Source organism: Citrobacter sp. Cpo090 (assembly GCF_030332665.1).
GTDB lineage: Bacteria > Pseudomonadota > Gammaproteobacteria > Enterobacterales > Enterobacteriaceae > Citrobacter > Citrobacter portucalensis.
Genome location: NZ_JAOWHK010000031.1, coordinates 264582 through 290444 on the forward strand (window position 1 = coordinate 264582; position 25863 = coordinate 290444).

At 51.8% G+C, this 25863-nt stretch carries 27 protein-coding genes and 3 tRNA genes; 15 read left to right on the forward strand and 15 right to left on the reverse strand.

From position 1 onward, the window contains the following. Positions 1-126: 126 nt before the first annotated feature. The 8 genes from OGY83_RS16185 to holD all read right to left on the reverse strand — a co-directional run bounded on the left by OGY83_RS16185 (position 127) and on the right by holD (position 6638). The gene (locus tag OGY83_RS16185; protein WP_079937158.1) at positions 127-903 is read right to left on the reverse strand and encodes a metal-dependent hydrolase; all 777 of its coding nucleotides are present in this window, start codon (positions 901-903) and stop codon (positions 127-129) included. Then, positions 900-1973, reverse strand: a complete 1074-nt coding sequence (locus OGY83_RS16190) for a patatin-like phospholipase family protein (RefSeq protein WP_191227800.1) — start codon at positions 1971-1973, stop codon at positions 900-902. The genes OGY83_RS16185 and OGY83_RS16190 overlap by 4 nt, the downstream gene beginning before the upstream one ends. 244 nt (positions 1974-2217) lie before the next feature. Continuing rightward, on the reverse strand, positions 2218-2379 hold the full coding sequence (locus tag OGY83_RS16195) for a DUF1328 domain-containing protein (RefSeq protein ID WP_003019081.1): 162 nt from the start codon (positions 2377-2379) through the stop codon (positions 2218-2220). A gap of 127 nt (positions 2380-2506) precedes the next feature. After that, a complete protein-coding gene (gene osmY, locus OGY83_RS16200; protein ID WP_286636317.1) occupies positions 2507-3124 on the reverse strand; it encodes a molecular chaperone OsmY in 618 nt (205 codons plus the stop codon). A 308-nt stretch (positions 3125-3432) separates the two neighbouring features. Then, entirely contained in the window at positions 3433-5022 is a 1590-nt protein-coding gene (gene prfC / locus OGY83_RS16205) for a peptide chain release factor 3 (protein WP_016151601.1), read from the reverse strand. A 92-nt stretch (positions 5023-5114) separates the two neighbouring features. Beyond that, the gene (gene yjjG / locus OGY83_RS16210; RefSeq protein WP_286636424.1) at positions 5115-5795 is read right to left on the reverse strand and encodes a pyrimidine 5'-nucleotidase; all 681 of its coding nucleotides are present in this window, start codon (positions 5793-5795) and stop codon (positions 5115-5117) included. 14 nt (positions 5796-5809) lie between these two features. Beyond that, positions 5810-6256, reverse strand: coding sequence for a ribosomal protein S18-alanine N-acetyltransferase (rimI, locus tag OGY83_RS16215; protein WP_003829985.1), 447 nt, complete (start codon positions 6254-6256; stop codon positions 5810-5812). Continuing rightward, entirely contained in the window at positions 6225-6638 is a 414-nt protein-coding gene (gene holD / locus OGY83_RS16220; protein ID WP_079937163.1) for a DNA polymerase III subunit psi, read from the reverse strand. The genes rimI and holD overlap by 32 nt, the downstream gene beginning before the upstream one ends. Before the next feature lie 103 nt (positions 6639-6741). Between holD and rsmC the strand changes: the two genes are divergently transcribed. The 4 genes from rsmC (at position 6742) to OGY83_RS16240 (ending at position 8313) form a co-directional block, all read left to right on the forward strand. After that, positions 6742-7773 carry a 16S rRNA (guanine(1207)-N(2))-methyltransferase RsmC gene (rsmC, locus tag OGY83_RS16225; protein WP_286636318.1) on the forward strand — a complete coding sequence of 344 codons (1032 nt, stop codon included), beginning with the start codon at positions 6742-6744 and terminating at the stop codon, positions 7771-7773. Positions 7774-7994: 221 nt separating this feature from the next. Next, a tRNA-Leu gene (locus OGY83_RS16230) sits at positions 7995-8081 on the forward strand. A gap of 28 nt (positions 8082-8109) precedes the next feature. Further along, positions 8110-8195, forward strand: a tRNA-Leu gene (locus tag OGY83_RS16235). Positions 8196-8227: 32 nt separating this feature from the next. Further along, positions 8228-8313, forward strand: a tRNA-Leu gene (locus OGY83_RS16240). Positions 8314-8352: 39 nt separating this feature from the next. On the opposite strand, the gene OGY83_RS16245 is transcribed toward OGY83_RS16240, so the two are convergent. Beyond that, positions 8353-8589, reverse strand: a complete 237-nt coding sequence (locus OGY83_RS16245) for a DUF1435 domain-containing protein (RefSeq protein ID WP_249419026.1) — start codon at positions 8587-8589, stop codon at positions 8353-8355. 255 nt (positions 8590-8844) lie between these two features. Here OGY83_RS16245 and OGY83_RS16250 point away from each other — a divergent pair, with 255 nt between their 5' ends. After that, positions 8845-9921: a GGDEF domain-containing protein gene (locus OGY83_RS16250; protein WP_286636319.1), complete on the forward strand. Its 1077-nt coding sequence runs from the start codon at positions 8845-8847 to the stop codon at positions 9919-9921. 108 nt (positions 9922-10029) lie between these two features. Then, positions 10030-10818: a siderophore-iron reductase FhuF gene (gene fhuF / locus OGY83_RS16255; RefSeq protein WP_079937165.1), complete on the forward strand. Its 789-nt coding sequence runs from the start codon at positions 10030-10032 to the stop codon at positions 10816-10818. Positions 10819-10846: 28 nt separating this feature from the next. Here the strand turns inward: fhuF and OGY83_RS16260 are convergent, their stop codons facing one another. Beyond that, positions 10847-12190, reverse strand: a complete 1344-nt coding sequence (locus OGY83_RS16260; RefSeq protein ID WP_286636321.1) for a PTS sugar transporter subunit IIC — start codon at positions 12188-12190, stop codon at positions 10847-10849. Next, on the reverse strand, positions 12180-12320 hold the full coding sequence (locus OGY83_RS16265) for a hypothetical protein (RefSeq protein WP_172313056.1): 141 nt from the start codon (positions 12318-12320) through the stop codon (positions 12180-12182). Before OGY83_RS16265 ends, OGY83_RS16260 begins: the two co-directional genes overlap by 11 nt. A 235-nt stretch (positions 12321-12555) precedes the next feature. On the opposite strand from OGY83_RS16265, the gene OGY83_RS16270 reads away from it, so the two are divergent. Beyond that, positions 12556-13014 (forward strand): YbaK/EbsC family protein, encoded by a 459-nt coding sequence (locus OGY83_RS16270; RefSeq protein ID WP_003830001.1) that lies wholly within the window; start codon positions 12556-12558, stop codon positions 13012-13014. A 57-nt stretch (positions 13015-13071) separates the two neighbouring features. Here OGY83_RS16270 and bglJ read toward each other — a convergent pair whose 3' ends face one another. After that, the gene (gene bglJ, locus OGY83_RS16275) at positions 13072-13749 is read right to left on the reverse strand and encodes a DNA-binding transcriptional activator BglJ (protein WP_123268651.1); all 678 of its coding nucleotides are present in this window, start codon (positions 13747-13749) and stop codon (positions 13072-13074) included. Next, a complete protein-coding gene (locus OGY83_RS16280; protein ID WP_079937168.1) occupies positions 13710-14435 on the reverse strand; it encodes a helix-turn-helix transcriptional regulator in 726 nt (241 codons plus the stop codon). The genes bglJ and OGY83_RS16280 overlap by 40 nt, the downstream gene beginning before the upstream one ends. A gap of 461 nt (positions 14436-14896) precedes the next feature. Between OGY83_RS16280 and OGY83_RS16285 the strand changes: the two genes are divergently transcribed. The 6 genes from OGY83_RS16285 (at position 14897) to opgB (ending at position 20626) form a co-directional block, all read left to right on the forward strand. Continuing rightward, positions 14897-15673: a threonine/serine exporter family protein gene (locus OGY83_RS16285; RefSeq protein WP_286636326.1), complete on the forward strand. Its 777-nt coding sequence runs from the start codon at positions 14897-14899 to the stop codon at positions 15671-15673. Further along, the gene (locus tag OGY83_RS16290; protein WP_003019127.1) at positions 15664-16137 is read left to right on the forward strand and encodes a threonine/serine exporter; all 474 of its coding nucleotides are present in this window, start codon (positions 15664-15666) and stop codon (positions 16135-16137) included. The genes OGY83_RS16285 and OGY83_RS16290 overlap by 10 nt, the downstream gene beginning before the upstream one ends. A 125-nt stretch (positions 16138-16262) precedes the next feature. Next, positions 16263-16802: a primosomal protein DnaT gene (gene dnaT / locus OGY83_RS16295; RefSeq protein ID WP_008786116.1), complete on the forward strand. Its 540-nt coding sequence runs from the start codon at positions 16263-16265 to the stop codon at positions 16800-16802. A 2-nt stretch (positions 16803-16804) separates the two neighbouring features. Beyond that, positions 16805-17542, forward strand: a complete 738-nt coding sequence (dnaC, locus tag OGY83_RS16300) for a replicative helicase loader DnaC (RefSeq protein ID WP_003019133.1) — start codon at positions 16805-16807, stop codon at positions 17540-17542. A 70-nt stretch (positions 17543-17612) separates the two neighbouring features. Beyond that, positions 17613-18104, forward strand: a complete 492-nt coding sequence (locus tag OGY83_RS16305) for a YjjA family protein (RefSeq protein WP_003830016.1) — start codon at positions 17613-17615, stop codon at positions 18102-18104. A 230-nt stretch (positions 18105-18334) separates the two neighbouring features. Continuing rightward, complete coding sequence (opgB, locus tag OGY83_RS16310; protein ID WP_286636327.1) at positions 18335-20626, forward strand: phosphatidylglycerol--membrane-oligosaccharide glycerophosphotransferase; 2292 nt, start codon at positions 18335-18337, stop codon at positions 20624-20626. Positions 20627-20731: 105 nt separating this feature from the next. Here opgB and OGY83_RS16315 read toward each other — a convergent pair whose 3' ends face one another. Continuing rightward, positions 20732-22177, reverse strand: a complete 1446-nt coding sequence (locus OGY83_RS16315; RefSeq protein ID WP_286636328.1) for a tagaturonate reductase — start codon at positions 22175-22177, stop codon at positions 20732-20734. A 13-nt stretch (positions 22178-22190) separates the two neighbouring features. After that, on the reverse strand, positions 22191-23213 hold the full coding sequence (locus tag OGY83_RS16320; protein WP_079937173.1) for a zinc-binding alcohol dehydrogenase family protein: 1023 nt from the start codon (positions 23211-23213) through the stop codon (positions 22191-22193). Between the two features lie 136 nt (positions 23214-23349). Between OGY83_RS16320 and OGY83_RS16325 the strand changes: the two genes are divergently transcribed. Both OGY83_RS16325 and OGY83_RS16330 read left to right on the forward strand, forming a co-directional pair. Then, positions 23350-24264, forward strand: coding sequence for a GntR family transcriptional regulator (locus OGY83_RS16325; RefSeq protein WP_048236185.1), 915 nt, complete (start codon positions 23350-23352; stop codon positions 24262-24264). 213 nt (positions 24265-24477) lie between these two features. Beyond that, entirely contained in the window at positions 24478-25839 is a 1362-nt protein-coding gene (locus OGY83_RS16330; protein WP_061067180.1) for an MFS transporter, read from the forward strand. Positions 25840-25863: the final 24 nt, after the last annotated feature.

Genomic DNA, 25863 nt, shown 5'->3' on the forward strand with positions numbered 1-25863 from the left:
CGGATGCGACGACATCATTTGTAGGCTGGAAAAAACACTACAGTCATCCGACGAAGATATGCCTGATGCGCTTCGCTTATCAGGCCTACAGAGCGCACATTTTTGTCGGCCGGATACGCCATCCAATCACACGTTAAACAACGCCGTGGTATTACGATACAGCGCGTCAGCGATCACGTCCGCAGGTTCCGGGCGCAGTTCGCATAAGACGTCAAAGACTCTGACTACCTGCTCCGGGCGATTAGGCTGCCCCTGAAAACCGTTGAGCGGCATATCCGGCGCGTCGGTTTCCAGCAACAGCGACTCCAGCGGCAGTTGCGCCATTACCTCGCGGGTTTTACTGGCGCGCGGATAGGTAATGGTGCCGCCCACGCCAATTTTGTATCCCAGTTGCACAAAGCGCTCTGCCTGCTGCACGCTCCCGGAAAAACCATGCACCACGCCAGTTCGTGGCAAATCATGACGTTTCAGGTGCATCGCCAGCTTGTCATGGGTGCGACGCGAATGCAGGATCACCGGCAATTCGTACCGTTTCGCCAGCTTTAGCTGCACTTCCAGCACCCGCTCTTGCTTGTCGAACTGCGGATCGTCCCGATACAGATCCAATCCAATCTCGCCTACCGCCACCAGCTTTTGTGGGCGCTTATCCAGCACCTGTTGCAACTGGTCCAGGCAGTCATCGCTATGTTGCTCAATAACAATGGGATGCAGACCAAGCGCGGCAAACAATGGGGGATAATTTTCCGCTAACGCCAGTACGCGGGGAAAATTCGCCGCCTGGGTGGCCGGAACGATAATGCTCTGTACACCAACCTCCGCCGCGCGCTGAATGCTGGCAGATTCATCGCCGGTAAACGGCGGGAAATCAAAGTGACAATGCGTATCGATAAAACGATAACTCACGCCAAATCCTCATTATCAAACGTCGTGTCGTTCGCCTGAGGCGCATTGGTCACCACCGGCGGATGGGCGTCGTTGGCCACTGGAGCGGGAGGAACCACCACCGGCCCCGGCACCACAATCTTCGGCGTCTGACGAGGTAGCGGCGCATTTTTCGCCAGCAGCTTGCCGACTGTCGCCAGAAAGTAACGACCGCACAGGCGTCCGGTTTTGTAATCTTCCCGCAGCGCCGGAATACGGCTGCCCAACGCCATACTATGGAGTGGTTTTGGCGGATAGATTTCAAAGATACGCAGCTTACCCGGCGGCTTCTCAATAAAACTCTGGATAGCACGATAGCTGGCTTCATGGTGCTGGACCAGATTCAATAGCGGTTGCAGGCTGCTTTCACCCAGCCAGCGCTCCATACGTTTGAACCACTGCGGGGTGTAGTACATTTGCGAGGGCACAGTGCGGATAACCACCAGCGTTTTTGCTCCGTGCTTCGCCGCCTCTTGCACCGGTATGGCGTCACTGACCCCACCATCCAGATAGTTTACGCCGTCCAACACAACCCCTGTGCGGTAGAACCCGGGAATCGCGCTGGAGGCACGAATAAGATCGAGCCAGTTTTGCCTGTTCGGTGAAAAATAGCCCGGCGTGTAGTCATCGCCCCGACAGGCGCACATATAAAACGCTTTCCCCGCAGCAAACAGGCGCTCGGCGTTGTCCATTTCCAGCGGCATCTGGGACGCAGTCGAATCCACCAGCCAGTCGAGATCGATTAAGTTTCCCCCGCGCACAAAGCGCACCGGGTCAAAAAATTCGCGTCGGGTGGTGTATCGCATAATAACTTTGCGACCGTAACCGGGCTGGTTACAGAGATAGGCTGAAAGGTTTTGCGCGCCAGCGGACGTCCCGTAGAAGAGATCAAAAGGATTAAACCGCGCGCGCATGAATTCATCCAGTACGCCAGCGGTAAAGATACCTCTTTGTCCCCCACCCTCGCACACCAGCGCCATATTGCCTGGTTGAAACGGACGTAACGATAACGGCGCAATATTACCGAGCGTGACGGGTATTCTCTGCCCCACCTCTGCCTTCCTGTTGTTTTTGTAATAGAGCAACAAAGTAACGCAAATTGCCTGACGCTAAAACCGTAAAAGCCAGTCCAATGGACTGGCTTAGTAGCAAGATATCTTTACGGTTAATCCCCAAAATAATTCGAGTTACAGGAAGACGGCAAGTGCGTGAGTCCCGATGAGCTTACTCTGGTAAGTGATTCGGGTGAGCGCGCGCAGCCAACGCACCTGTAGCTTGAAGAATAAAGGGGATGGGCTAGGGTCGTTTACGCCCGGTAAACAGGCTGACCAAAAACAAAATGATCCCCACGACAAACACAATTTTCGCTGCGCCTGCAGCGGTACCCGCCAGTCCACCAAAACCCAGTGCAGCGGCAATTAACGCGATAACCAGAAATATGATGCCCCATCGAAACATATGCTTCTCCTTTACCATAGTTAATGTCACCGCTTGATATGAGCACTCAGGCTGCCCATCGGCGATATTTTCAGTGTGGTGCACAACACGCCTCCCGACAAACGTCAGGAGGACGAATTAAGTCTAATTAGTGAGTTTTAAGATCGTTTTTAACGCTTTTCACGCCATCAATCGCTTTAGTGATGCTCTCAGCACGATCGCTTTGAGCCTGTGAATCGACGGTGCCTGAAAGTTGCACAACGCCATCAGTGGTCTCAACTTTCACCTTGCGGGAAGGGACGATATCATCGGCCAGCAGCTTGGCTTTTACCTCACTGGTGATGGCCGTATCGCCCGCGTAGCCTTTAACGGAGGTATCTTTACTATCACGCACATGCAGTTTGTCGCTAACGGAGGTCACGCCCTCAACGCCTTTCGCCACTTTCACCGCTTCTTCGGCCTGTGCCTGGCTTTCAACAAACCCGCTTAGTGTCACCACCTTTTGATCTGTTTTAACGGAAATATCGGTGCTCTTAATGCTTTCGTGGTCCACCAGCGCGGCTTTTACTTTCGCGGTGATGGTGCTGTCATCCATGAAATTACCGACTTTGTTCATAGAGCTATCGACTTTCTGCCCCGCACTTTCGACGCCAGATTGCGCTTTATCCGTCGTGGCGTTTTCTGCATAAGCAGAACCCGTTGCAACAGCGGAGGTCAGCATCACGGCCAGCAGCGTTTTAGAAATCTTAAGTCCTGTCATTGTCATCGATGTATTCCTGTATGTTTTGCTAAAAGCTATGCTCTGCCGTTATACGGCCTGAACCAGCAACTAATCTTGTAAGTGGAATAAATATCAGCAATAGACGCTGCAACAGGCAGCCTAAAAAGCATTAAACGCCGATATTTATGTCATCACATTGTTAAATATAGTTCAGGATTTCGTGATCGCAGTCAAAATCGATTAAAAAACAGGCAAGCAAAAGAAAAATGCGAGGTTTTAAGAACATTCCGCAAGGGATTTAAAAGACAGGGAAAGTTGCAGGACACGGCGAATACCGTGCCCTGAGAGGTCGATTAGTGTTCGCGTGTTTTACGGAACTGAACGTCCGGGTAACGTTCCTGGGTAAGATTCAGGTTAACCATGGTTGGCGCGATATAGGTGAGGTTATCGCCGCCATCCAGCGCCAGCTGAATTTCGTTCTTACGTTTAAATTCTTCGAATTTCTTCACGTCAGAACATTCTACCCAGCGCGCAGTCGCCACGTTGACGGATTCATAAATCGCTTCAACGTTGTACTCGCTCTTCAGACGTGAAACCACCACGTCAAACTGCAGCACACCCACCGCGCCCACGATCAGATCGTTATTGGCGATCGGACGGAATACCTGCACTGCACCCTCTTCTGACAGCTGAACCAGCCCTTTCAGCAACTGTTTCTGCTTCAATGGATCCTTCAGGCGAATACGACGGAACAGCTCCGGTGCGAAGTTCGGAATACCGGTGAACTTCATCATTTCGCCCTGGGTAAAGGTATCGCCGATCTGGATAGTGCCGTGGTTATGCAGACCGAGAATATCGCCCGGATACGCTTCTTCCACATGAGAACGGTCACCGGCCATAAAGGTGAGTGCATCGGAGATCACCACGTCTTTACCAATGCGCACCTGGCGCATTTTCATGCCTTTCTCATACTTGCCGGATACCACACGCATGAACGCCACGCGGTCACGGTGTTTCGGGTCCATGTTGGCCTGAATTTTGAACACGAAACCGGTGAACTTCTCTTCTGAAGCTTCGACGACGCGGGTGTCGGTTTTACGCGGCATCGGCGCAGGCGCCCACTCCACTAAGCCGTCCAGCATATGGTCAACGCCGAAATTACCCAGCGCGGTACCGAAGAAGACCGGGGTGATTTCGCCCGCGAGGAACAGCTCATGGTCGAACTCGTTGGACGCACCCTGCACCAGCTCCAGCTCGTCGCGCAACTGCTGCGCCAGGTCTTCACCCACGGCAGCATCAAGTTCCGGGTTATTCAGACCTTTAACAATGCGCACTTCCTGAATGGTGTGGCCTTTACCGGTCTGATACAGGTAAGTTTCATCTTTATAAAGGTGATAGACACCTTTGAACAACTTACCACAGCCAATCGGCCAGGTGATTGGCGCACAGCCGATTTTCAGTTCGTTCTCGACTTCATCCAGCAGCTCCATCGGATCGCGGATGTCACGGTCGAGTTTGTTCATAAAGGTCAGGATCGGCGTATCGCGCAGACGGGTAACTTCCATCAGCTTACGGGTACGATCCTCGACGCCTTTTGCGGCATCGATAACCATCAGGCAGCAGTCCACCGCCGTCAGGGTACGATAGGTATCTTCGGAGAAGTCTTCGTGCCCCGGGGTGTCCAGCAGGTTCACCAGGCAGTCATGATACGGAAACTGCATCACAGAGGTGGTAATGGAGATACCACGCTGCTTTTCCATTTCCATCCAGTCAGATTTTGCATGCTGGCTGGAGCCTCGGCCTTTTACCGTACCGGCGGTCTGAATGGCCTGTCCGAATAACAGTACCTTTTCAGTAATTGTCGTTTTACCGGCATCCGGGTGAGAAATAATGGCAAAAGTGCGGCGTTTGGCCACCTCTTGCAAATAAGGAGACAACGTCATAGTCAAATCTTCTTAGGTAAGCACGGCAACGGGCCGGGCAAGTTGAATACGAAAAATTGCGGCTATTTTACCCATCAACGGGGGGGAGGCAATCAGTGTTTACACAGGAGCTGCTCCAGTTCGCTTAATGACGCTACGGTCCAGGTCGGCTGAATGCCCGCTGGCTGCTCGCGGTGGTGCGTATTTAGCCAGCAGGTGGATAGCCCGGCGTTAATGCCGCCAAGAATATCGGACTCTGCGGTGTCACCCACCATCAGCACGCGAGAACGGTCAGGATTACCCGCCTGCTCCAGCGCATGGTCAAAAATACGGGAATCAGGTTTTGCCACCCCAACCTGCTCAGAAATTACCAGCAGGTCGAAATAGTCGCGCAGCCCCGTCCGCTCAAGGCGGATTTGCTGCAATGCGGTAAAGCCGTTAGTAATGATGCCTATTTTCGTTTTATGACGAATCGCATTGAGCAGAGAAACCGCCCCCGGCAACGGTGAGCAGATCTCCGCCATCGCATTGATGAATGCGTCATTAAGCTGGCCCGGTTCAACCTTCAGGCGTTCGGCCCAGCTCTGAAAACGGGCATGCTGCAGTTGTAATGAGGTAATCGCGCCGTTTTGGTAATCCACCCACAGCGGTTTATTTACGGCCTGGTAGTCCTGAAAATCTTCAGCGGTAAAGGTAATGCTATAGTCGAGAAACATCCGCTGTAAGCCGGTAAACGAGTCAAACGTAAACAGCGTTTCGTCGGCATCAAAGAAAATCCAGTCCCACTTCTTCATCATTACACCTTGTCTTACATGCTGATTGGCAACGCCATGATGATGGCGTCTTCGTGACCATCGGCCGTTGGATAGTAGTTGCGACGGATCGTCGCCTCGTTAAAGCCTAAGCTTTCGTACAGCGCGATAGCGGCCGCATTCGAGGCACGTACTTCAAGCCACAGCGTCAGAATGCCACGCTTTTCCAGCTCATCGATCAGGTGCTCCAGCAGCTCACGCCCCAGGCCCCGGCGCTGAAAGTCAGGATCGACGGCGATATTGAACAGCGTCGCTTCATCCAGTACGACCTGCGTAATTGCAAAGGCGGCCATCACGTCGTCAACCCTCAACTGAAAATTGAGGTAGCGATCGCCCTGGTTGCTGGCAAATGTTTTTTCACTCCACGGAAAAGCGTGGGCGCGTTTTTCAATCTGAAATGCTGCGGGTAAATCAGTCGGCTCGAGGGAAGAAATCGTGTTCATATGCGCAGATTTGTTGCCATAACGCGGCGCGTGCCGCTGGGTTTTCCCGTAATTCATTAAACGCAGGGCTCTTGACCTGAGCGCCCTCCAGCAGCAGCGGCTCTTCGGTTCCCAGCCGCCAGCTATTACAGCGACTGCCTTGCGGCAGCATGGCGACACGGTCAGGCGTCAGTTGTAAAACCTGATCCGGGCTAACGGTTAATGCGCGTAAAATATCGCTGATCAACGGTTCGGTTAGCGCGGGTAACTGTGCAGCAACCATCACCAAACGGACATGCGCAGGAATGGAAATCGCGATCTCGCCCTGCAGTGCGCCAGGACGACGCAACGACCACTGCGTAATGCCCAGTTGCTGTAACTGCCAGTCTCGTCGGGATGTCATAGCGAAACACTCCTGTCTATCAGGGGCGCAAATATAGCAAATTTGTCGAATCCGTGCCATCAAACAACTATAATCCCCCGCTGTACAATTTAAGGAGCATTCCATGTCTGCTTTTACCCCGGCAAGTGAAGTCTTGCTGCGCCACAGTGATGATTTCGAACAAAGCCGTATTCTGTTTGCCGGTGATTTGCAGGATGACCTGCCTGCCCATTTTGACAGCGCCGCCAGCCGAGCGCACACTCAGCAACTTCACCACTGGCAGGTGCTTAACCGCCAGATGGGCGACAACGTCCGCTTCAGCCTCGTCGCGCAGGCCGATGACGTTGCCGATAGCGATACGCTAATCTACTACTGGCCGAAGAATAAGCCGGAAGCCCAGTTCCAGTTGATGAACATTCTGTCGCTGTTACCGGTGGGCACCGATATTTTTGTTGTCGGTGAGAATCGCAGCGGCGTACGTAGCGCAGAGCAGATGCTGGCCGAATACGCACCGTTAAACAAAGTCGACAGCGCACGTCGCTGTGGCCTGTACCACGGTCGTCTGGAAAAACAGCCGGTCTTTGATGCAGAAAAATACTGGGATGAATACCAGACAGAAAATCTGACCATCAAAACGCTGCCGGGCGTCTTCAGCCGTGACGGCCTGGATGTTGGCAGCCAACTGCTGCTCTCCACGCTGACGCCACACACCAAAGGCAAAGTGCTGGATGTCGGCTGTGGCGCAGGCGTTCTTTCCGTCGCCTTAGCCAGCCACTCGCCGAAAGTGCGCTTAACCCTGTGCGATGTTAGCGCGGCCGCCGTTGAAGCCAGCCGCGCAACGCTTGCAGCCAACGGCATTGAAGGTGACGTCATCGCCAGTAACGTCTTTTCTGACGTGACGGGTCGCTTTGATATGATCATCTCCAACCCGCCGTTCCACGACGGAATGCAGACCAGCCTTGATGCCGCACAAACACTGATTCGTGGCGCCGTGCGTCATCTCAACAGCGGTGGTGAGCTGCGTATCGTGGCAAACGCCTTCCTGCCTTATCCGAAGGTTCTGGATGAAGTGTTTGGCTTCCACGAAGTTATCGCGCAGACCGGACGCTTCAAGGTCTATCGCACCGTGATGACGCGCCAGGCGAAAAAAGCCTAACTGATCCGGGCCAGATAAGGCGTTTACGCCGCCATCCGACGTGACACCGAGCAACGCCGGATGGCGCTATCGCTTATCCGGCCTGCATAAAACGCCAAAACCGAAGAAACGCCTTTTTTTTCGGCAATCACGTTAAGTTCGAAAATTAACTGTTGACGCCCTGCATAAAATCTCTAGAATTCGCCCCCGTGGTAACGATACTTTTTTAGTGTCGATGGTATGCGAAGGTGGCGGAATTGGTAGACGCGCTAGCTTCAGGTGTTAGTGTCCTTTCGGACGTGGGGGTTCAAGTCCCCCCCCTCGCACCATAATCCACGTTGATATTGCTCGCACTGGGCGAAGGTGGCGGAATTGGTAGACGCGCTAGCTTCAGGTGTTAGTGTCCTTAGGATGTGGGGGTTCGAGTCCCCCCCCTCGCACCAACGAGGCGATATCAAAAAAATAAGATGACTGTGCGAAGGTGGCGGAATTGGTAGACGCGCTAGCTTCAGGTGTTAGTGTCCTTAGGATGTGGGGGTTCGAGTCCCCCCCCTCGCACCAATTATCTTATTTCCCTCTCGATTTCCTGCTCTGTTTTGTTCATCCCTGATTCCAGTTCATCATTACCAGAACAATGCCACCAATCAGCGCGACGCATGAAGGTAACAAAACAAAGTGCCGTAAACGTTTGTGGTACAGCATGAGCGAAGTCAGCAGTAATCCTAATACAATCATCACCTTCCATACGTAGACCGACAGGTCGCTATATGCCATCCCGGCAATCAGCATTCCCGGCAGCAGAACACCCCATCCACTGCCCAGCGTACGTTGCAACATGATTTCACCTATGACATTGATAATGATAACCAATATCATATGATAAAATTTCTCATTTGTCAGCCGTGAAGCACTATCAATTATATGAGTTTTACTTAACGATTGATGACATGAATAATCCAAGGTGATAAATTGCTCACCGGTTAGCTCTTCAACTAAAAACAATAAAAACCTCTGCGAATGATACCCCGTTCGTTATTTGTTTTATTTACCAACACACCTTCGTACATTGCAGATAACTAACAATATTTACCTATGACAGTACAATCCTGGCGAACTCTGCGCACCAAAAAATACCAACTCTCTTTACGACTGTTTCTGCTGCTCAACGCAGTCTCCGCGCTGTTTACGCTTTTTTTCCCACTTTTTGCCGTCAAAGCCTTATCAATACCCGCTTTGCTGATGCTGGTGATAAGTACACTGCTGCTGGTCTGGCATGGGAAATACGCGGATAAAAGAATTAATCTCCCTTTTATATCAATCGTTTTTGGCTTGTTATGGGCGTTACATATATTCTTGAAATATAACGCTCTAGGTCAGAATGATTATTATTTCCTGTTAATAGCGCTTCTCAGCGTACTGTTTATTGGCTCTATCGCTTTTGCCAATAATATCATCGCGTTTACGCTCCACTCACTCCCCTCCGTCGCCATTTGTTTATGGCTTAACGGCAGCGAGCATGGTTTGCGGATTTTCTATTTTATGGCGCTGCCTATGGCCGGTATCGCCATCCAGCATGTGATACAAAAGCGCTACGATGGATTCGCTCAGCAACTGATGTACAAACTGCTGGAGGAACGGGAAACCCTGAACGGGCTCAGCATGCTCGACCCGCTAACCGGTTTGTATAATCGCCGGGGGCTGCAACACCGGCTCGATACGCTGTTGGCCCTGAGTAATTCAAGGCACTTCGTTCTGCTGTTAGATATCGACCATTTCAAAGCCTATAACGATCATTACGGACATATGATGGGCGACCAGGCGTTGAGCCGTGTTTCTGCCGCCATCCGAGACTCCGTACGTTCCCGGGATGTGGTGGCGCGTTTTGGCGGTGAAGAGTTTATGATTTTGCTGACCGCGGTTGATCCACTGCAGGCCCAGGCTGCCGCCGAACGTATCCGCCAGAAAGTGTACGACCTTAAAATCCCTCACATGTTTAATGAGAGCGTGGCAACCAACGTAACCGTCAGTATCGGCATTGCGCCTCTGGTAGAACAGGATATTGATGCTGCTATCGCCAAAGCGGATAAAGCCCTTTACGAGGCCAAGAATCTTGGGCGTAACAATACCCTGGTCAGCGATGAGCTGCGGGTAAACTGCCCCTCTACCTGAGCTTTCTGTGCGGTGCCGCTCGGGATGGCGACAAAGATCTTGCCATCGCTCAATGTCAATTATAGGATTAGCAATCATTATCATTAAGATTAACATCCTTATATAGACATGGCTTATCGTTCCGCACCGATTGTTGAAGATGTCATCTGGCGTAGCCATCTCCCCTCAGAGATGCCCTCGCTGGCTGCTGCCGTACGCGCAACGATAGCCAAAACTCGCGAGCACCTGCTGGACTTCATTCGTCTTGACGAAACGCCTGTGCCAGGTGCAATGACGCTGCATGAATGGACACAACCGGCGACGCTTAGTTCGCTGCTGGCCGTTTATTCGGACCATATCTATCGCAACCAGCCCACGCTGCCCCGCGAAAATAAGCCCCTGATTTCTCTTTGGGCGCAATGGTATATCGGCCTGATGATGCCTCCGTTAATGGTGGCCCTGCTAACGCAAAAAGAGGCTATCGACGTCTCTCCTGAACATATGCGCGTAGAGTTTCACGAAACGGGCCGAGCGGCCTGCTTCTGGATCGACGTCCATCAGGATCACCAGGCTACAGCCCTGTCTCCTCAACGACGCATGGAAACGCTGATTCTCTCAGCGCTGACGCCGGTTGTGCAGGCGCTGGAAGCGACGGGTGAGATCAACGCGAAGCTTATCTGGAGCAACACCGGATATTTAATTCACTGGTATTTAACGGAAATGAAGCCGTTGTTAGGGGAAGAACTGCTGACCACGCTGCGCCAGACCTGCTTTTTTGAGAAACAACTTTCCTGCGGCCAGGATAATCCCCTGTGGCGTACTGTTGTTCCGCGTGAGGGGCTGTTAGTACGCAGAACCTGCTGCCAACGCTATCGCCTGCCTGACGTTCAGCAATGCGGAGACTGCACGCTGAAATAAGCGAGGAGCCATAGCCCCTCGCTGTCATTTATGCAACCTGTTGATTTTCCTCTTCTATACGCTGTGCTTCTTCTTTTTCCTGCGCTAATAACTGCTTTTCGTAGACCTTAAAGAACGGGAAGTAGATAACGGCCGACACCAGCGCCAATAGCACCACCAGGATCGCCGCACGATAATCCCAGCCTAACGCCCATGCCGCGCCAACCGGTGCCGGTGCGGTCCAGGGAACCACTGAAATGACCCGCCCAATTAAATCCAGTTTCATCGCCGCCCAGGCCAGTACCGCATTCACCATCGGGGCCAACAGGAAGGGGATAAAAAACACCGGGTTCATGACAATCGGCGTACCAAAAATCACCGGTTCATTAATATTAAAAATGCTGGGGACTACGCTCAGACGCCCTATCGAGCGTAGATGAGCCGAACGACTACGCAGATAGCAAATCACCAACCCCATCGTTGCACCTGACCCTCCGACCACAATGAAGAACGTCCAGAATGCTTCCATAAAGATATGCGGTAACGGCGCGCCCTGCGCCAGCGCTGACTGGTTCATCCCAAGATTAGTTAGCCAGAACATTTGCAGCATTCCCGACACAATTGCCGCGCCGTGAATACCCGCAAACCACAGCAAATGGCCAATTAGTACCGCCAGCAGTATCGCTGGGAGAGAATCTGCAGCCGACACCAGTGGTTTAAAGATGGCCATAATGGCCTGCGGGATCAGCATGTCAAACTGCGACTGTATCACCAGGCTCAGCGGGTACAGCGTCAGTACCACCACCAGCACCGGGATCAGCAGATCGAAGGAGTTTTTGATCATCGGCGGCACCTGATCGGGTAAACGGATGCCGATGTTGTGCGCCTTCAGGAAGCGCATCATTTCAACACAGTAAATGGCCACCAGGATGGCGGTGAAAATCCCCGTTCCTCCCAGACTATCAACCGGCATTGTGCCTTTGGTTTTTGGCGCGGCAATCAGCAAAAAAGCCATGATTGATAGCATCGCACACATAAACGGATCTAACTGATGCGACTTCACATAGTGCTTGCCCAGGTTATAAGCAATAGCCGCACATATGTAGACCGACATAATCCCCATCGTCATATCAAACGGGGTGAGAATTTGGCCTTCAAACTGTTTTGCCAGATCCAGCCACACGCGGGCAAATCCCCAGGTGGTATCCGGAGAAAACGGCGGATAGGCAAAAACCAGCAGAAAAGAGCCTACAATCATAAAAGGCATCGCCGAAATAAAACCGTCGCGAATGGCCATTACATGTCGTTGCGAAGAGATACGCCCGGCGACAGGACTAACGTAGTTTTCAACAAAACGGAAAATCACGTTAAACACAGCATGGTTAGTAGACATAGCCGTTCTCCCGTTGTGCAAAACCCTGCAACGGTGCTGGTATCAATACCACCACGTAAAGCCCATTACCACTTTTCGCAACCGTGCCGGGAGGAACACCAGCGCTACCGCTTTTCGAGTTAAGTTTCATAGATGGCTCTTATTATGTGATACAGAGGAAATGACAACTTCAGTAATAATCGTCATTTCAACATTCTGCAACCGGTTACTGTAACCGGTTTCTTTGATTGTGAAGACGATCGAAAAACTGCTCATGTTGCTATGTTGTTACAATAAAATATTTACAGTGTGGTTGCCCCTATGACAAATTACATCCTGCAGTTTTATGCTGTGCAGAGCTGCCTGTAGGCTATTTGGAGAGAAGAATGAGTTTGCAATCAGTACGCCAATTTCTGGCGCAACATGCACCGGATATCGAGATCATCGAATTAAACCAGAGTACTGCAACCGTTGATCTGGCAGCAAAAGCCCATAACGTTGAACCTGGCCAGATAGCGAAAACACTTTCGCTAAAGGTGAAGAACGATATCATCCTGGTCGTGGCAAAAGGTGATGCCCGACTGGATAATAAAAAGCTAAAGAGTACGTTCGGTGCCAAAGCCCGAATGTTAAGTAGTGATGAGGTCGTGAACGCGACGGGGCACCCCGTTGGCGGCGTTTGCCCCTTCGGATTAGAAACACCGATATCAGTGTACTGTGATGTTTCTCTGAAGCACTACGCCGAAGTGCTTCCCGCCGCAGGTGCCATCCACAGCGCGGTTCGCATCACGCCTGAAAGAATGGCTGAACTGACTTCTGCCACCTGGGTTGACGTGTGTCAGTAATGCTTCAGACACTAAACTGATTGCCAAACCCGGCAAGAAACACGTCAACGTTGCCCGTCACGAAACCGCCTGCATAAAAGGTGCTGGCTCGCCAGCACGCAGATACAGCAGGATATCGGCCGCATCCAGTAACCCGGCATCCGAGCTTACACCCAGTTTGGACATCACATTAAATTTGTGTGCCCGAATGGTTTTGATGTTCCGTTCAAGCTGAACGGCAATCTGTGGCATCGAATAACCATTCGACATAAAGCGCAGTATTTCTCGCTCTGTCGGACTGAGCATACGGCTTTGATTAATATACCAATGGTTTTTCGTGCCTTCTGTTCCCCGACCAGGGCTGCTTAACGCCGTAAATAACGCGTCCTGCAACACTGTTAACGAAGACGCTTTACTCACAACACCATCCAACGGCAAGGGGGACAGGGAACCAATTAAACGCGCTTCAGCGTCATCATCGGCAATCACCACACGGCGAATCCGCGGATAATTTATCGCCAGCTCCGTTAAATAAGCCAACCCTGCCCTGCGATCGGTTCTGATTGCAGATAGGGAAAAAATAACTGCCGAAAACGACATCTTTAACATTGCCTGACTAAAAGCGGGCTGGCTAGAAAAGAGATGAAGTTTATATTGGTCATCCGGCATGGTATTAAATAAACTCTTAATACCCACGCTGCTCATCGTGCACTTTTCTACCAGCGCAACGTTTCTTTTGATGATTCTGCTTTCCATTCCGTGGGTTCTCCATAAACTGAAGGTAAATTAAGTTCTCGCGATCCTTGAGAACTATTTATCCAGGCATACATTTCTGCATTGCTATTTATCGACAAGCGACGCATTGCGCTATTCTTTTGGGCGCTGATTGTTTTATTGCTTTTCTTCAGTAACGTCGCAATCTGATTGATTCCCCAGCCTTTCCCAAGGAGGCGCAATACTTTCCTTTCAGAGAGAGTGAGAACGATAGATCGTGCGCTATGATCTAACAATTGTGGCATAGCGGGCGGAGAGAGCAGCGCCTTGCTTATTCTCTCTGCACGTGTATTTCCCGCGTGAATGACATTCACTAAACTTTCAATCGACTCTGCGTCAGAGAGCAGCGAACTGACAGGACACATCAGTAGCTCAACAGCCAGAGGATAAAAAATACGAGATACGAGAAATACCCAGTGAATATCACGGTATTGAGATAATAAAGAATAGTATTGTTCGCAGACTGAACGAGGATAATTACAGTCTCCGGTTAAATCAGCAATCACCAAATCAGCACACCGTAGCTGCAATAACGTCAGTTCTTCAACAGAACGACAGTAGGTAAGTTCGTAATCGGAGAACTGTCCCTGCATTATACCTTTAAGTCCGGTTTGTATAATCGGTGATTTACTAATAATAATTGCGTTTTTGCAGCGTCCTGGCAACATATCCCCTCCACACTCACCAGTCCGCAATCGTACTTAATTAAATTCTCCCGGGTAGATTAACAATCTTAACTCACAGGAAAATACTCCGAACAATAAACGGGGTGAATTGCTTATCCTTGGTATTTTCTAAAATAAAAGTATTGGCACTACAATCCAAATAATGCCAAACTGGCAAGCTATTATTACATAATCACTCATGAATACATTATCTGTACAATTATAATAACTACAATAGATCGTTAGCATGGCTTACGTATTTGCCATCCGGGAAAATAACGCTACATTTCAAACATATCTCCCCCTGAACCTTATCAAACGGGGGAGTTAAGATGCCATAACTGTATCACCTGTGTCTTTTTTCGACACAAAGATTGATCTTAGCCAGAGCCAGCGGGCTCATGCTTCATGATAAAAAGAAGATATTCGTCACTCAAAGAGACCCTTTTCAGTCAGAGCGAGCCATGCAAACAGAGCAGTCGTCACAGCGAACGGTTACACGGTTATGTATTCAATGCGGACTTTTTTTACTTCAGCATGGGGCAGAAAGCGCTCTGGTTGACGAGTTATCCACCCGCCTCGGGCTGGCACTTGGCATGGATAGCGTAGAAAGCGCCATCTCCTCTAACGCTATCGTCCTGACCACCATTAAAGACGGGCAATGCCTGACATCAACGCGAAAAAATCAGGATCGCGGCATTAATATGCACGTCGTGACGGAAGTGCAGCACATTGTCATTTTGGCGGAACATAAACTTCTGGATATTAAAGGGGTAGAGAAACGCTTTAGCCAGATTAAGCCGCTACGCTATCCAAGATGGCTGGTCGCCTTCATGGTCGGTTTGTCCTGCGCCTGCTTTTGTAAACTCAATAACGGCGGATGGGATGGTGCAGTGATCACCTTTTTCGCCAGCATGGTAGCGATGTATATCCGCCAGATTCTGGCGTCCCGGCATTTGCACCCACAAATCAATTTTTGCATCACCGCATTTGTGGCGACCACCATTTCAGGTTTGCTGCTGACGTTGCCGGCCTTTAGCAATACTCCGACTATCGCTATGGCCGCCAGCGTGCTGCTGCTGGTTCCGGGCTTTCCGTTGATCAACTCCGTCGCGGATATGTTTAAGGGACACATTAATACCGGGCTTGCTCGCTGGGCTATTGCCAGTCTGCTTACGTTGGCGACCTGTATTGGCGTGATCGTGTCGATGACCTTATGGGGGCTGCGCGGATGGGCGTGATCGATTTCATACTGGCGCTGATGCAGGACATGATCCTGTCGGCAATCCCGGCGCTTGGCTTTGCCATGGTATTCAATGTCCCTCATCGGGCTCTCCCCTGGTGTGCGTTACTCGGCGCGCTCGGCCACGGCTCAAGAATGGTGATGATGACCGCAGGGTTTAATATTGAATGGTCAACCTTTATGGCATCACTGCTGGTCGGCTGCATTGGGATCCAGTGGTCGCGCTGGTATCTGGCGCATCCAAAAGTCTTCACCGTCGCAGCAGTGATCCCGATGTTCCCTGGGATCTCCGCCTACACCGCCATGATATCAGCCGTAAAAATCGGCCATTTTGGTTACAGCGAAGTGCTGATGATTACCCTGCTGACCAATTTTCTGAAAGCCTCATCGATTGTCGGCGCGCTCTCCATCGGACTATCCGTGCCAGGATTATGGCTGTATCGCAAACGCCCACGCGTTTGACGGTGCACTTTCTTTAATACCATGCAGAGAGGGGAATCTCCCCCCTCATCTGCTGCTCTCCTTCTTCTCTGTGTTACTATAAAAGCAGTCCCCTTCTCGGTTGTTGTTCAGTATTGAGAAACATTATGCCCTGCAAAATTTTGACGCCAGACGTCACGAGCATTGACGCCTTACTACACGATCACCACGCCGTGCTGGCCAAGTCCGCGGGTGGCGCCGTAGCCGTATTCGCTAACAATGCACCAGCGTTTTACGCGGTGACGCCTGCGAGACTGGCTGAGCTGTTGGCGCTTGAGGAGAAACTGTCACGCCCGGGAAGCGATGTGACATTGGATGATCAATTTTATGAAGAGCCGCAAGCCGCTCCCGTTGCCGTGCCAATGGGGAAATTTGCGATGTACGCAGCCTGGCAGCCTGATGCCGACTTTCAGCGTCAGGCCGCTTTATGGGGCGTTGCGTTACGAGAGCCGGTTACTGCTGAAGAACTGGCTTCATTTGTTGCCTACTGGCAGGCTGAAGGCAAAGTCTTTCACCATATTCAGTGGCAGCAAAAACTGGCGCGCAGCATTCAGATTGGACGGGCCAGCAATGGCGGAATGCCAAAGCGCGATGTGAACAGCGTCAGTGAACCTGACAGCCACATTCCACCGGGTTTTAGAGGATAACGATGAAAAACGTTGGCGACCTGATGAAACGTCTGCAAAAAATGATGCCACCTAATGTCGAGCCCGCCTTTAAAACGGGCGAGGAGCTGCTGGCATGGCAAAAAGAGCAAGGTGAAATTCGTGCCGCAGCGCTGGCCCGCGAAAACCGGGCCATGAAAATGCAGCGCACATTCAACCGTTCCGGTATCCGTCCGCTGCATCAGAACTGTTCGTTCGAAAACTATCGGGTAGAGTGCGAAGGTCAGATGAATGCCCTGAGCAAAGCCCGCCAGTACGTTGAAGAGTTTGACGGCAACATCGCCAGCTTTATCTTCTCCGGCAAACCCGGCACCGGCAAAAACCATTTAGCCGCCGCCATCTGCAACGAACTGCTGCTGCGCGGCAAGTCGGTACTGATCATTACCGTGGCCGATATCATGTCGGCGATGAAAGAAACGTTCAGCAATCGTGAAACCAGCGAAGAACAGCTGCTCAACGATCTGAGCAATGTGGATCTTCTGGTGATCGACGAGATCGGCATGCAGACCGAATCCCGCTATGAAAAAGTGATCATCAATCAGATCGTCGATCGGCGTTCATCCTCAAAACGACCTACCGGCATGTTAACTAACAGCAATATGGATGAAATGAACAAGCTACTGGGCGAGCGTGTGATGGATCGTATGCGCCTTGGCAACAGCCTGTGGGTCATTTTTAACTGGGAAAGCTACCGTAGTCGGGTAACCGGTAAAGAGTATTAACGTATTAGGACCACTCCTAAGACTGCCAGCGCTATACTGCGCTGAAAAGGCATAACACGAGTTGCATATAATGATGAAAACTACCAAACGTCTGCTGTGCTGTGCGCTTGCCGCCAGTACGCTCATCTCCACCAGCGTTTTCGCCGCCTCCTGGCAGGATTCGCTCTCCAGCGCGGCCAGTGAGCTGAGCAAACAAAGCTCCGGCTCGCAAAGCAGCTCGTCGCTCTCTTCCCTGACCAGCCTGCTGAATGGCAGCAATCAGTCATTGACCTCCAGCAGCATGAATAACGCCGCCGGGATCCTGGAATATTGCGCGAAACAGAAACTGGCTTCGGTCACCGACACGCAAAACGTCAAAAATCAGGTGCTGGATAAACTGGGCCTCAGCGCGCCAGAACAGAAACAAGATACCAACTATATGGATGGTATTCAGGGTCTGCTCAACGCCAAAGATGGTCAACAGCTGGATCTGAACACAATTGGCAACAGCTCGCTGGCAAAGCAGGTAAAAACTAAGGCCTGCGATCTGGTGTTAAAACAGGGTATGAACTTCATTTCCTGACGCACGACATGCCGCGTATAACCTGCGCGGCATCTACTGATTTTCGCTAATACATTCACATTCCAAATAAATAGTAATTCCCCACAAAAACTCGCATATCTAAACCAATTCTGAATAACAACGTAATTTAATGTCACTACAATTGCAGCAATGTAACAACGCTATTACATTGTTCTCTCATCAAATGATTAGCCTGCCAGGCAATTGCCCGGTTTACTGAGGATCGACCGTTGTCAGAATTAATCTCCATCACTCTGTTTCTCGCTTCAGTGCTGATTTACGCCTGGAAAGCGGGTCGCAACACCTGGTGGTTTGCCGCCACGTTAACGGTGCTGGGGATTTTTATTGTCTTGAATATCACGCTGTACGCCAGTGACTATTTCACCGGCGACGGGATCAATGACGCGGTTCTCTATACGCTGACCAACAGCCTGACCGGTGCAGGTATCGGCAAATATATCCTGCCGGGCGTTGGGATCGCGCTGGCGCTGACGACCGTTTTTGTCGCTCTCGGCTGGATCCTACGCCGCCGTCGCCATCATCCACATCATGTGGGTTACAGTCTGCTGGCCCTGCTGCTGGCGCTGGCCTCCGTTGACGCCAGCCCAGCGTTTCACCAGATAACCGAACTGGTGAAGTCGCAGTCGCGCGATGGCGATCCTGATTTCCCGACGTATTATAAAGAGCCATCGAAAACCATTCCCAACCCGAAGCTGAACCTGGTGTATATCTACGGTGAGAGCCTCGAACGCACATATTTTAATAACGACGCGTTCCCGGATCTGACCCCGGAACTCGGCGCGTTGAAAAATGAAGGTCTGGATTTCAGCAACACCATGCAACTGCCGGGTACGGATTACACCATCGCTGGCATGGTCGCCTCCCAGTGCGGTATTCCGCTGTTTGCGCCGTTTGAAGGCAACGCCTCGGCATCAGTATCCAGCTTCTTCCCCAACAATGTCTGTCTGGGCGATATCCTGAAAAACTCCGGCTATCAGAACTACTTTGTGCAGGGTGCCAACCTGCGCTTTGCTGGCAAAGACGTGTTTCTGAAATCTCACGGCTTTGATCATCTGTACGGTGCAGAGGAGTTAAAAAGCGTGGTGGCGGACCCGGCCTATCGTAACGACTGGGGTTTCTACGACGATACCGTGCTGGACGAAGCGTGGAAAAAATTCGAAGAGCTTTCACGTTCGGGCCAGCGTTTTTCACTGTTTACCCTGACCGTGGATACCCATCATCCGGATGGATTTATCTCACGTAGCTGCAACCGTAAACGTTATGACATCGACGGAAAAGCCAACCAGTCGTTCAGCGCGGTCAGCTGCAGCCAGGAAAACATTGCCGAATTTATCAATAAAATCAAAGCATCTCCGTGGTTTAAAGATACCGTTATCGTGGTGTCTTCCGATCATCTGGCGATGAACAACACCGCGTGGAAGTATCTGAACAAGCAGGATCGCAACAACCTGTTCTTCGTACTGCGCGGCGACCAACCGCAACAGGACACGCTGGCGGTAAAGCGTAACACGATGGATAACGGCGCAACGGTACTGGATATTCTCGGCGGTGATAACTTTATCGGCCTTGGCCGCAGCAGCTTGTCGAGCGAATCCGTGTCGGAAGTGTTCCTGAACATCAAAGAAAAAATGCTGGCGTGGAAGCCCGATATCATTCGCCTGTGGAATTTCCCGAAAGAGATGAAAGAGTTCACCGTCGACCAGGACAAAAATATGATCTCTTTCTCCGGCAGCCATTTCCGTCTGCCGCTGCTGCTGCGCGTCTCGGACAAACGCGTTGAGCCGTTGCCAGAAAGCGAATATTCGGCTCCACTGCGCTTCCAGCTGGCGGATTTCGCCCCACGCGATAACTTCGTCTGGGTCGATCGCTGCTACAAAATGGCACAACTGTGGGCTCCAGAGCTGGCGCTCTCTACCGACTGGTGCGTATCGCAGGGGCAGCTGGGCGGACAGCAAATCGTACAGCACGTCGATAAAGCTAAGTGGAAAAGTAAAACCGTATTTAAAGACACGGTGATCGACATGGAGCGCTATAAAGGTAACGTTGATACGCTGAAAATTGTCGATAACGACATTCGCTACAAAGCAGATAGCTTCGTTTTCAACGTGGCGGGTGCGCCGGAAGAGGTCAAACAGTTTAGCGGCATATCACGCCCCGAATCCTGGGGACGCTGGTCCAATGCGCAGCTCAGCAAAGAGGTGACCATCGAATACAAGGCCCCGCTGCCGAAGAAATTCGATCTGGTCATTACCGCGAAAGCTTTCGGCGACAATGCCAATCGCCCTATTCCCGTGCGCGTTGGCAACGAGGAACAGACGCTGGTGTTAGGCCATGACGTCACCACCACCACTTTGCATTTTGATAACCCGGCGGATGCCGATACGCTGGTAATTGTTCCACCCGATCCGGTCGCCACCAACGAGGGCAATATTCTCGGTCACTCACCGCGTAAGTTGGGGATCGGAATGGTTGAAATCAAAGTCGTGGCTCAGGGTTCGTAACATGATAGGCCTGATAGCGCTTTGCTTATCAGGCCTATCGTTAACCGAATGTATTGTCTGAAAAAAAACAGCGCCCAACACCACACCGGGCGCTGCATGGCAACCTTATTCCAGACCTTTCACCGCCTGGCGCATGCCCTGCACCAGAATCATCTCCAGATTGGCCGTCACCTGCCCGGCAAGCCCAGGCAGCAACGTCAAATCTTCTCCCCAGTGCACCGCATCGCCGAGCACGGCATCCACCAGTTCACGCAGCGTTAAATCATTACCCACTCGCGGCCACAGGCTGGCATACAGGCTTACCCACTGCTCGTCATCCTGTATCGGATAACGTTCCCCGTCGCGCTCAGCGCGATAAAACGCCAGCAGCGCGGCAAGGGCAAACGTTAACCGCATGGGCCAGCGCCCATTTTGCTGACCCGCCAGCAGCTGCGGCAAAATTCGGGTGCGGAATTTAGTCATCCCATTAAGCGCGATGGAAAGCAACTGGTGGCGAATGTAGGGGTTCTGAAAACGCCCGCTTACCGCATCGGCAAATTCGCGCAGTTCATCCGCCGGGAGATCCAACACCGGAATAATCTCCTCGCTAATCGCCCGCTCGACAAAATGGCGGACATCAGCATCCTGCATCGCCTCGCCAACGGTCCCCAGCCCGCACAGCCACGCGACCGGCACCAGTGCGGTGTGCGCGCCATTGAGAATGGCGACCTTGCGCTCTTTGTACGGTTTGATATCGCTCACCACACGAATGTTCAGCGGACACTGCTTTAACTTCAATTCCTCGGCCAGCCACTGCGGCCCCTGGATCACAAACAGGTAAAAATGCTCTGCGGTATCGAGAAACGCATCGTGATAGCCAAGCGTAGTCTCCAGCGCAGAGACTTCTTCGCGCGGGTAGCCGGTGACAATTCGGTCGACCAGCGTGGAACAGAACGTGTTTGCCGTCTCCACCCAGTCGGCAAATGCCGGAGGAAGCTGCCACTCCTGCGCATACCGCAGCACCAGGGTTTTGAGCGCCTCGCCGTTATAGTCGATAAGCTCGCACGGGATAATTACCCAGCCCTTATCCACCGCGCCCGCAAAGTGGTTAAAGCGCTCCAGCAGCAGGCGCGTCAGTTTGGCCGGGAAACTCACCGGCGGCGCATCATCCACGCGGTCTGCTGCGTGATAGCTAATTCCGGCTTCGGTGGTATTCGAAAACACAAAACGGATGTCCGCATTGTGCGCCAGCGCCAGATACGCCGCGAAATCCTGATACGGGTTGATTTCGTTATTCACCGAACGGATAAGCCGCGCCTCACTCACCGCCTCGCCCTGCTCGTTTAGCCCGCGAATAAGCGTGGTATACAGCCCGTCCTGGGTATTCAGCGACGGCGGAAAATCGGTATTGATCGGGCGAACGATGGTCACGCCAGCATTCAGATCGGTTTGCTCGTTGAGGATATCCAGTTGCCAGTCAACAAACGCCCGCAGGAAGTTACCTTCACCAAACTGGATCACGCGTGTTGGGTAGCTGTTCCCCGGAAAATCACGTCGATTCAATGTTTTCATCGTATTTTCCCTCTCAGAACGTGATCACGCCTTTAATCAGTTCACGGTTGTTAATCACATCCCGTTCGTAGATTTCTGCCAGTGTGGCAAACGCGTAACGGTGCGTGAGCATCATGTCGGCGGTCAGTTTGCCTTCCGACATCAGACGGCCTACTTTGGCGAAATCTTCCGGCGTGGCGTTGCGGCTGCCCATCATAGTGGTCTCTTTCTTGTGGAACTCAGGGTCAGAGAACTGCAAATCACCTTTGAACAGCCCAACAAAAACGATGCTGCCGCCATGACGAATCAAATTCACCGTGTTATTCATCGCATGCTGGTTCCCCGTGGCATCAATGACCTTTTGCGCCAGCGAACCGCCAAACTGGTCACGCAGTTGCGCATCAAAATCTTCAGCGGATGGGTCGATAACCGGGAGTCCCAACCGGGAAGACACGTGCTCCCGGCGTGCTGGACTGGTATCGGCGACCACCACCTGTGCGCCATCGGCTTTGGCAATCGCTGCCGCCCCCAGACCAATCGGACCCGCGCCGACCACCAGCACCTGCTCACCCGGCGCCACCGCCGCCCGGCGTACCGCATGCGCGCTGATGGCGTAAGGCTCAATCAGCGCCGCCGCCTGCGGGTCAATCCCCTGCGCATCCAGCAGGTTGGTCACCGGAACAGAAAGATATTCACTGAAACCGCCATCCTGGTGCACGCCAATCACTGAAATCTTCTCGCAGCAGTTAGTGCGCCCGCTCAGGCATGCCGGACACTGCTGGCAGGCCACGTAAGGAATAACCGCCACCTGCTGACCATTTTTCAGATTCTGTATATTCTTACCCAGACCGACAATTTCCCCACATATTTCATGACCTAATACACGCGGGTAACTGAAAAAAGGCTGATTGCCACCCCAGGCATGAATATCGGTACCACAAATCCCTACCGACTTAATTTTAATTAATGCCTCACCCTCACCCGGAATAGGTATTTCGCGCTCTTTCCAGACTAATTTTTTAGGCTCCTGGCAAATCAACGTATTCATCGTAGACATGATTCTGCTCTCCTGTTTTTTGTTGCCTCAGATATCAACGAAAATAAAAAAGACGGAGAAAGCAGAAACACAATCTGTGAATCTCAGCGCATAAAAATGTTTTAAATCGGGTTTTAATAGATAAAAAGGAGAAGCCATGAGCCGTTCGCAGAACTTACGCCACAATGTGATTAACCAGATAATCGATGATATGGCGCGTGGTCATATCCCTTCCCCACTCCCCTCACAAAGCGCACTGGCGGAGATGTACAACATCAGCCGCACCACCGTGCGCCATATGCTGAGCCACTTAGGTGAGTGTGGCGTGCTGACCCAGGTCGGCAGCCACTATGTCATCGTGCGAAAACCCGACCATGACGACGGTTTTGCGTGTACTACCGCCTCCATGACCGAGCAAAACCGGATTTTTGAACAAGCGTTTTTTACCATGATCAACCAGCGACAGCTGCGCGCAGGCGAGAGCTTCTCCGAACTGCAGCTTGCCAGGGCCGCAGGCGTCAGCCCGGTGGTAGTGCGGGAATATCTTTTAAAATTCGAACGTTACAACCTGATTAAAAACGAAAAACGTGGTCAGTGGAGCATGAAGCAGTTCGATCAGGCCTATGCGGAACAGCTGTTTGAACTCAGAGAGATGCTGGAAACGCATTCTCTGCAGCATTTTCTCAATCTGCCGGACGATGACCCGCGTTGGTTGCAGGCTAAAACGCTGCTGGAACGCCATCGGATCCTGCGCGACAGCATCGGTAGCAGCTTTCGCATGTTCTCGCAGCTAGATCGTGAGTTCCATGCTTTGCTACTCTCTGCTGCCGATAATGTATTTTTTAATCAATCACTTGAAATTATCTCTGTGATTTTCCACTTCCACTATCAGTGGGATGAGAGCGACCTTAAGCAGCGTAACATCATTGCCATTGATGAGCATATGACCATCCTCAGCGCGCTGATCTGTCGTAGCGACCTGGATGCCACCCTGGCGCTCTGTAACCATTTGAATTCAGCCAAACAATCGATGATTCGCTCCATCAACCAGGATCGTACCGTCGCGCATTAAGTACCGATAAAAAACAGCAAATCATTACCGGGAGCACGATTTTATAAAAATAAAAACGCCTGAAAAATACCTCTTGCCTATGCTCACGCTAAGTCGACTGCATTAAAAAATTTTGTGAGCGGTGATGAGCAAATTGATTCATCACTGGTATTTTTTCAATACTGCACAGTCCTGCTGTGTAAAAAATAAATTATTGAGGTTCAGGAGTCCGGCGTGGAAAAAAATAATATTACCCTCGACCCAAGTTCTTCGTTTGGCACGTCGTCATCTGCGGATATTAATGTTCCGCCTGAGGGCATGGTGCAACGCAGTAGCCGAATAAAACGTATTCAGACCACAGCCATGATTTTATTATTTTTGGCTGCGGTAATTAATTATCTCGACCGCAGTTCTCTGTCGGTCGCCAACTTAACGATTCGTGAAGAACTGGGTCTGAGCGCCACGCAAATCGGCGTGCTGCTGTCGGTATTTTCTCTCGCTTACGGCATTGCGCAACTGCCCTGCGGCCCGCTACTGGATCGCAAAGGTCCGCGCATTATGCTGGGGCTGGGGATGTTCTTCTGGTCGCTGTTTCAGGCGATGTCCGGCATGGTGCACAGCTTCACCCAGTTTGTGTTGGTGCGTATCGGGATGGGGATCGGCGAAGCGCCAATGAACCCGTGCGGCGTAAAGGTCATCAACGACTGGTTTAACATCAAAGAGCGCGGCCGCCCGATGGGATTATTCAACGCCGCCTCCACCATCGGCGTTGCCATTAGCCCACCGATTCTGGCTGCCATGATGCTGGTAATGGGCTGGCGCTGGATGTTCATCACCATTGGCGTGCTGGGTATTTTCCTCGCCATCGGCTGGTACATGCTGTATCGCAACCGCGAGCAAATTGAGCTGAGCGCCACGGAACAAGCGTACCTGAACGCTGGTAGCGTCAATGCCCGCCGCGATCCGTTGAGCTTTGCCGAATGGCGTAGCCTGTTCCGCAACCGTACCATGTGGGGCATGATGCTGGGCTTTAGCGGCATCAACTACACCGCATGGTTATATCTGGCCTGGCTGCCGGGCTACCTGCAAACCTCCTACAACCTGGATTTAAAAAGCACCGGATTAATGGCGGCGATCCCATTCCTGTTTGGCGCAGCCGGCATGCTGATTAACGGTTTCGTCACCGACTGGCTGGTGAAAGGCGGTATGGCGCCGATTAAGAGCCGTAAAATTTGTATTATCGCCGGGATGTTCTGCTCTGCCGCCTTCACCTTTGTCGTGCCACAGGCCACAACGTCGATGGCCGCCGTGTTACTGATCGGTATGGCGCTGTTCTGTATCCACTTCGCCGGTACCTCGTGCTGGGGCCTGATTCACGTCGCCGTCGCCTCACGTATGACCGCTTCCGTGGGCAGTATCCAGAACTTTGCCAGCTTTATCTGCGCGTCGTTCGCACCGATCGTCACCGGTTTTATTGTTGATACCACCAACTCTTTCCGCCTGGCGCTGATCATCTGCGGCTGCGTCACCATGGTGGGCGCCCTCGCCTACATCTTCCTGGTTCGCCAGCCCATCAGCGATCCGCGTAAAGATTAATCCTCCAGATGCCCGATAACACCG

Coding starts and splice junctions, on each gene's coding strand:
- OGY83_RS16195 (WP_003019081.1), bottom strand. CDS start 2,379: ATGTTTCGATGGGGCATCATATTTCTGGTTATCGCGTTAATTGCCGCT.
- osmY (WP_286636317.1), bottom strand. CDS start 3,124: ATGACAATGACAGGACTTAAGATTTCTAAAACGCTGCTGGCCGTGATG.
- prfC (WP_016151601.1), bottom strand. CDS start 5,022: ATGACGTTGTCTCCTTATTTGCAAGAGGTGGCCAAACGCCGCACTTTT.
- yjjG (WP_286636424.1), bottom strand. CDS start 5,795: ATGAAGAAGTGGGACTGGATTTTCTTTGATGCCGACGAAACGCTGTTT.
- rimI (WP_003829985.1), bottom strand. CDS start 6,256: ATGAACACGATTTCTTCCCTCGAGCCGACTGATTTACCCGCAGCATTT.
- holD (WP_079937163.1), bottom strand. CDS start 6,638: ATGACATCCCGACGAGACTGGCAGTTACAGCAACTGGGCATTACGCAG.
- rsmC (WP_286636318.1), top strand. CDS start 6,742: ATGTCTGCTTTTACCCCGGCAAGTGAAGTCTTGCTGCGCCACAGTGAT.
- OGY83_RS16245 (WP_249419026.1), bottom strand. CDS start 8,589: ATGTTGCAACGTACGCTGGGCAGTGGATGGGGTGTTCTGCTGCCGGGA.
- OGY83_RS16250 (WP_286636319.1), top strand. CDS start 8,845: ATGACAGTACAATCCTGGCGAACTCTGCGCACCAAAAAATACCAACTC.
- fhuF (WP_079937165.1), top strand. CDS start 10,030: ATGGCTTATCGTTCCGCACCGATTGTTGAAGATGTCATCTGGCGTAGC.
- OGY83_RS16260 (WP_286636321.1), bottom strand. CDS start 12,190: ATGTCTACTAACCATGCTGTGTTTAACGTGATTTTCCGTTTTGTTGAA.
- OGY83_RS16265 (WP_172313056.1), bottom strand. CDS start 12,320: ATGAAACTTAACTCGAAAAGCGGTAGCGCTGGTGTTCCTCCCGGCACG.
- OGY83_RS16270 (WP_003830001.1), top strand. CDS start 12,556: ATGAGTTTGCAATCAGTACGCCAATTTCTGGCGCAACATGCACCGGAT.
- bglJ (WP_123268651.1), bottom strand. CDS start 13,749: ATGGAAAGCAGAATCATCAAAAGAAACGTTGCGCTGGTAGAAAAGTGC.
- OGY83_RS16280 (WP_079937168.1), bottom strand. CDS start 14,435: ATGTTGCCAGGACGCTGCAAAAACGCAATTATTATTAGTAAATCACCG.
- OGY83_RS16285 (WP_286636326.1), top strand. CDS start 14,897: ATGCAAACAGAGCAGTCGTCACAGCGAACGGTTACACGGTTATGTATT.
- OGY83_RS16290 (WP_003019127.1), top strand. CDS start 15,664: ATGGGCGTGATCGATTTCATACTGGCGCTGATGCAGGACATGATCCTG.
- dnaT (WP_008786116.1), top strand. CDS start 16,263: ATGCCCTGCAAAATTTTGACGCCAGACGTCACGAGCATTGACGCCTTA.
- dnaC (WP_003019133.1), top strand. CDS start 16,805: ATGAAAAACGTTGGCGACCTGATGAAACGTCTGCAAAAAATGATGCCA.
- OGY83_RS16305 (WP_003830016.1), top strand. CDS start 17,613: ATGATGAAAACTACCAAACGTCTGCTGTGCTGTGCGCTTGCCGCCAGT.
- OGY83_RS16315 (WP_286636328.1), bottom strand. CDS start 22,177: ATGAAAACATTGAATCGACGTGATTTTCCGGGGAACAGCTACCCAACA.
- OGY83_RS16320 (WP_079937173.1), bottom strand. CDS start 23,213: ATGTCTACGATGAATACGTTGATTTGCCAGGAGCCTAAAAAATTAGTC.
- OGY83_RS16325 (WP_048236185.1), top strand. CDS start 23,350: ATGAGCCGTTCGCAGAACTTACGCCACAATGTGATTAACCAGATAATC.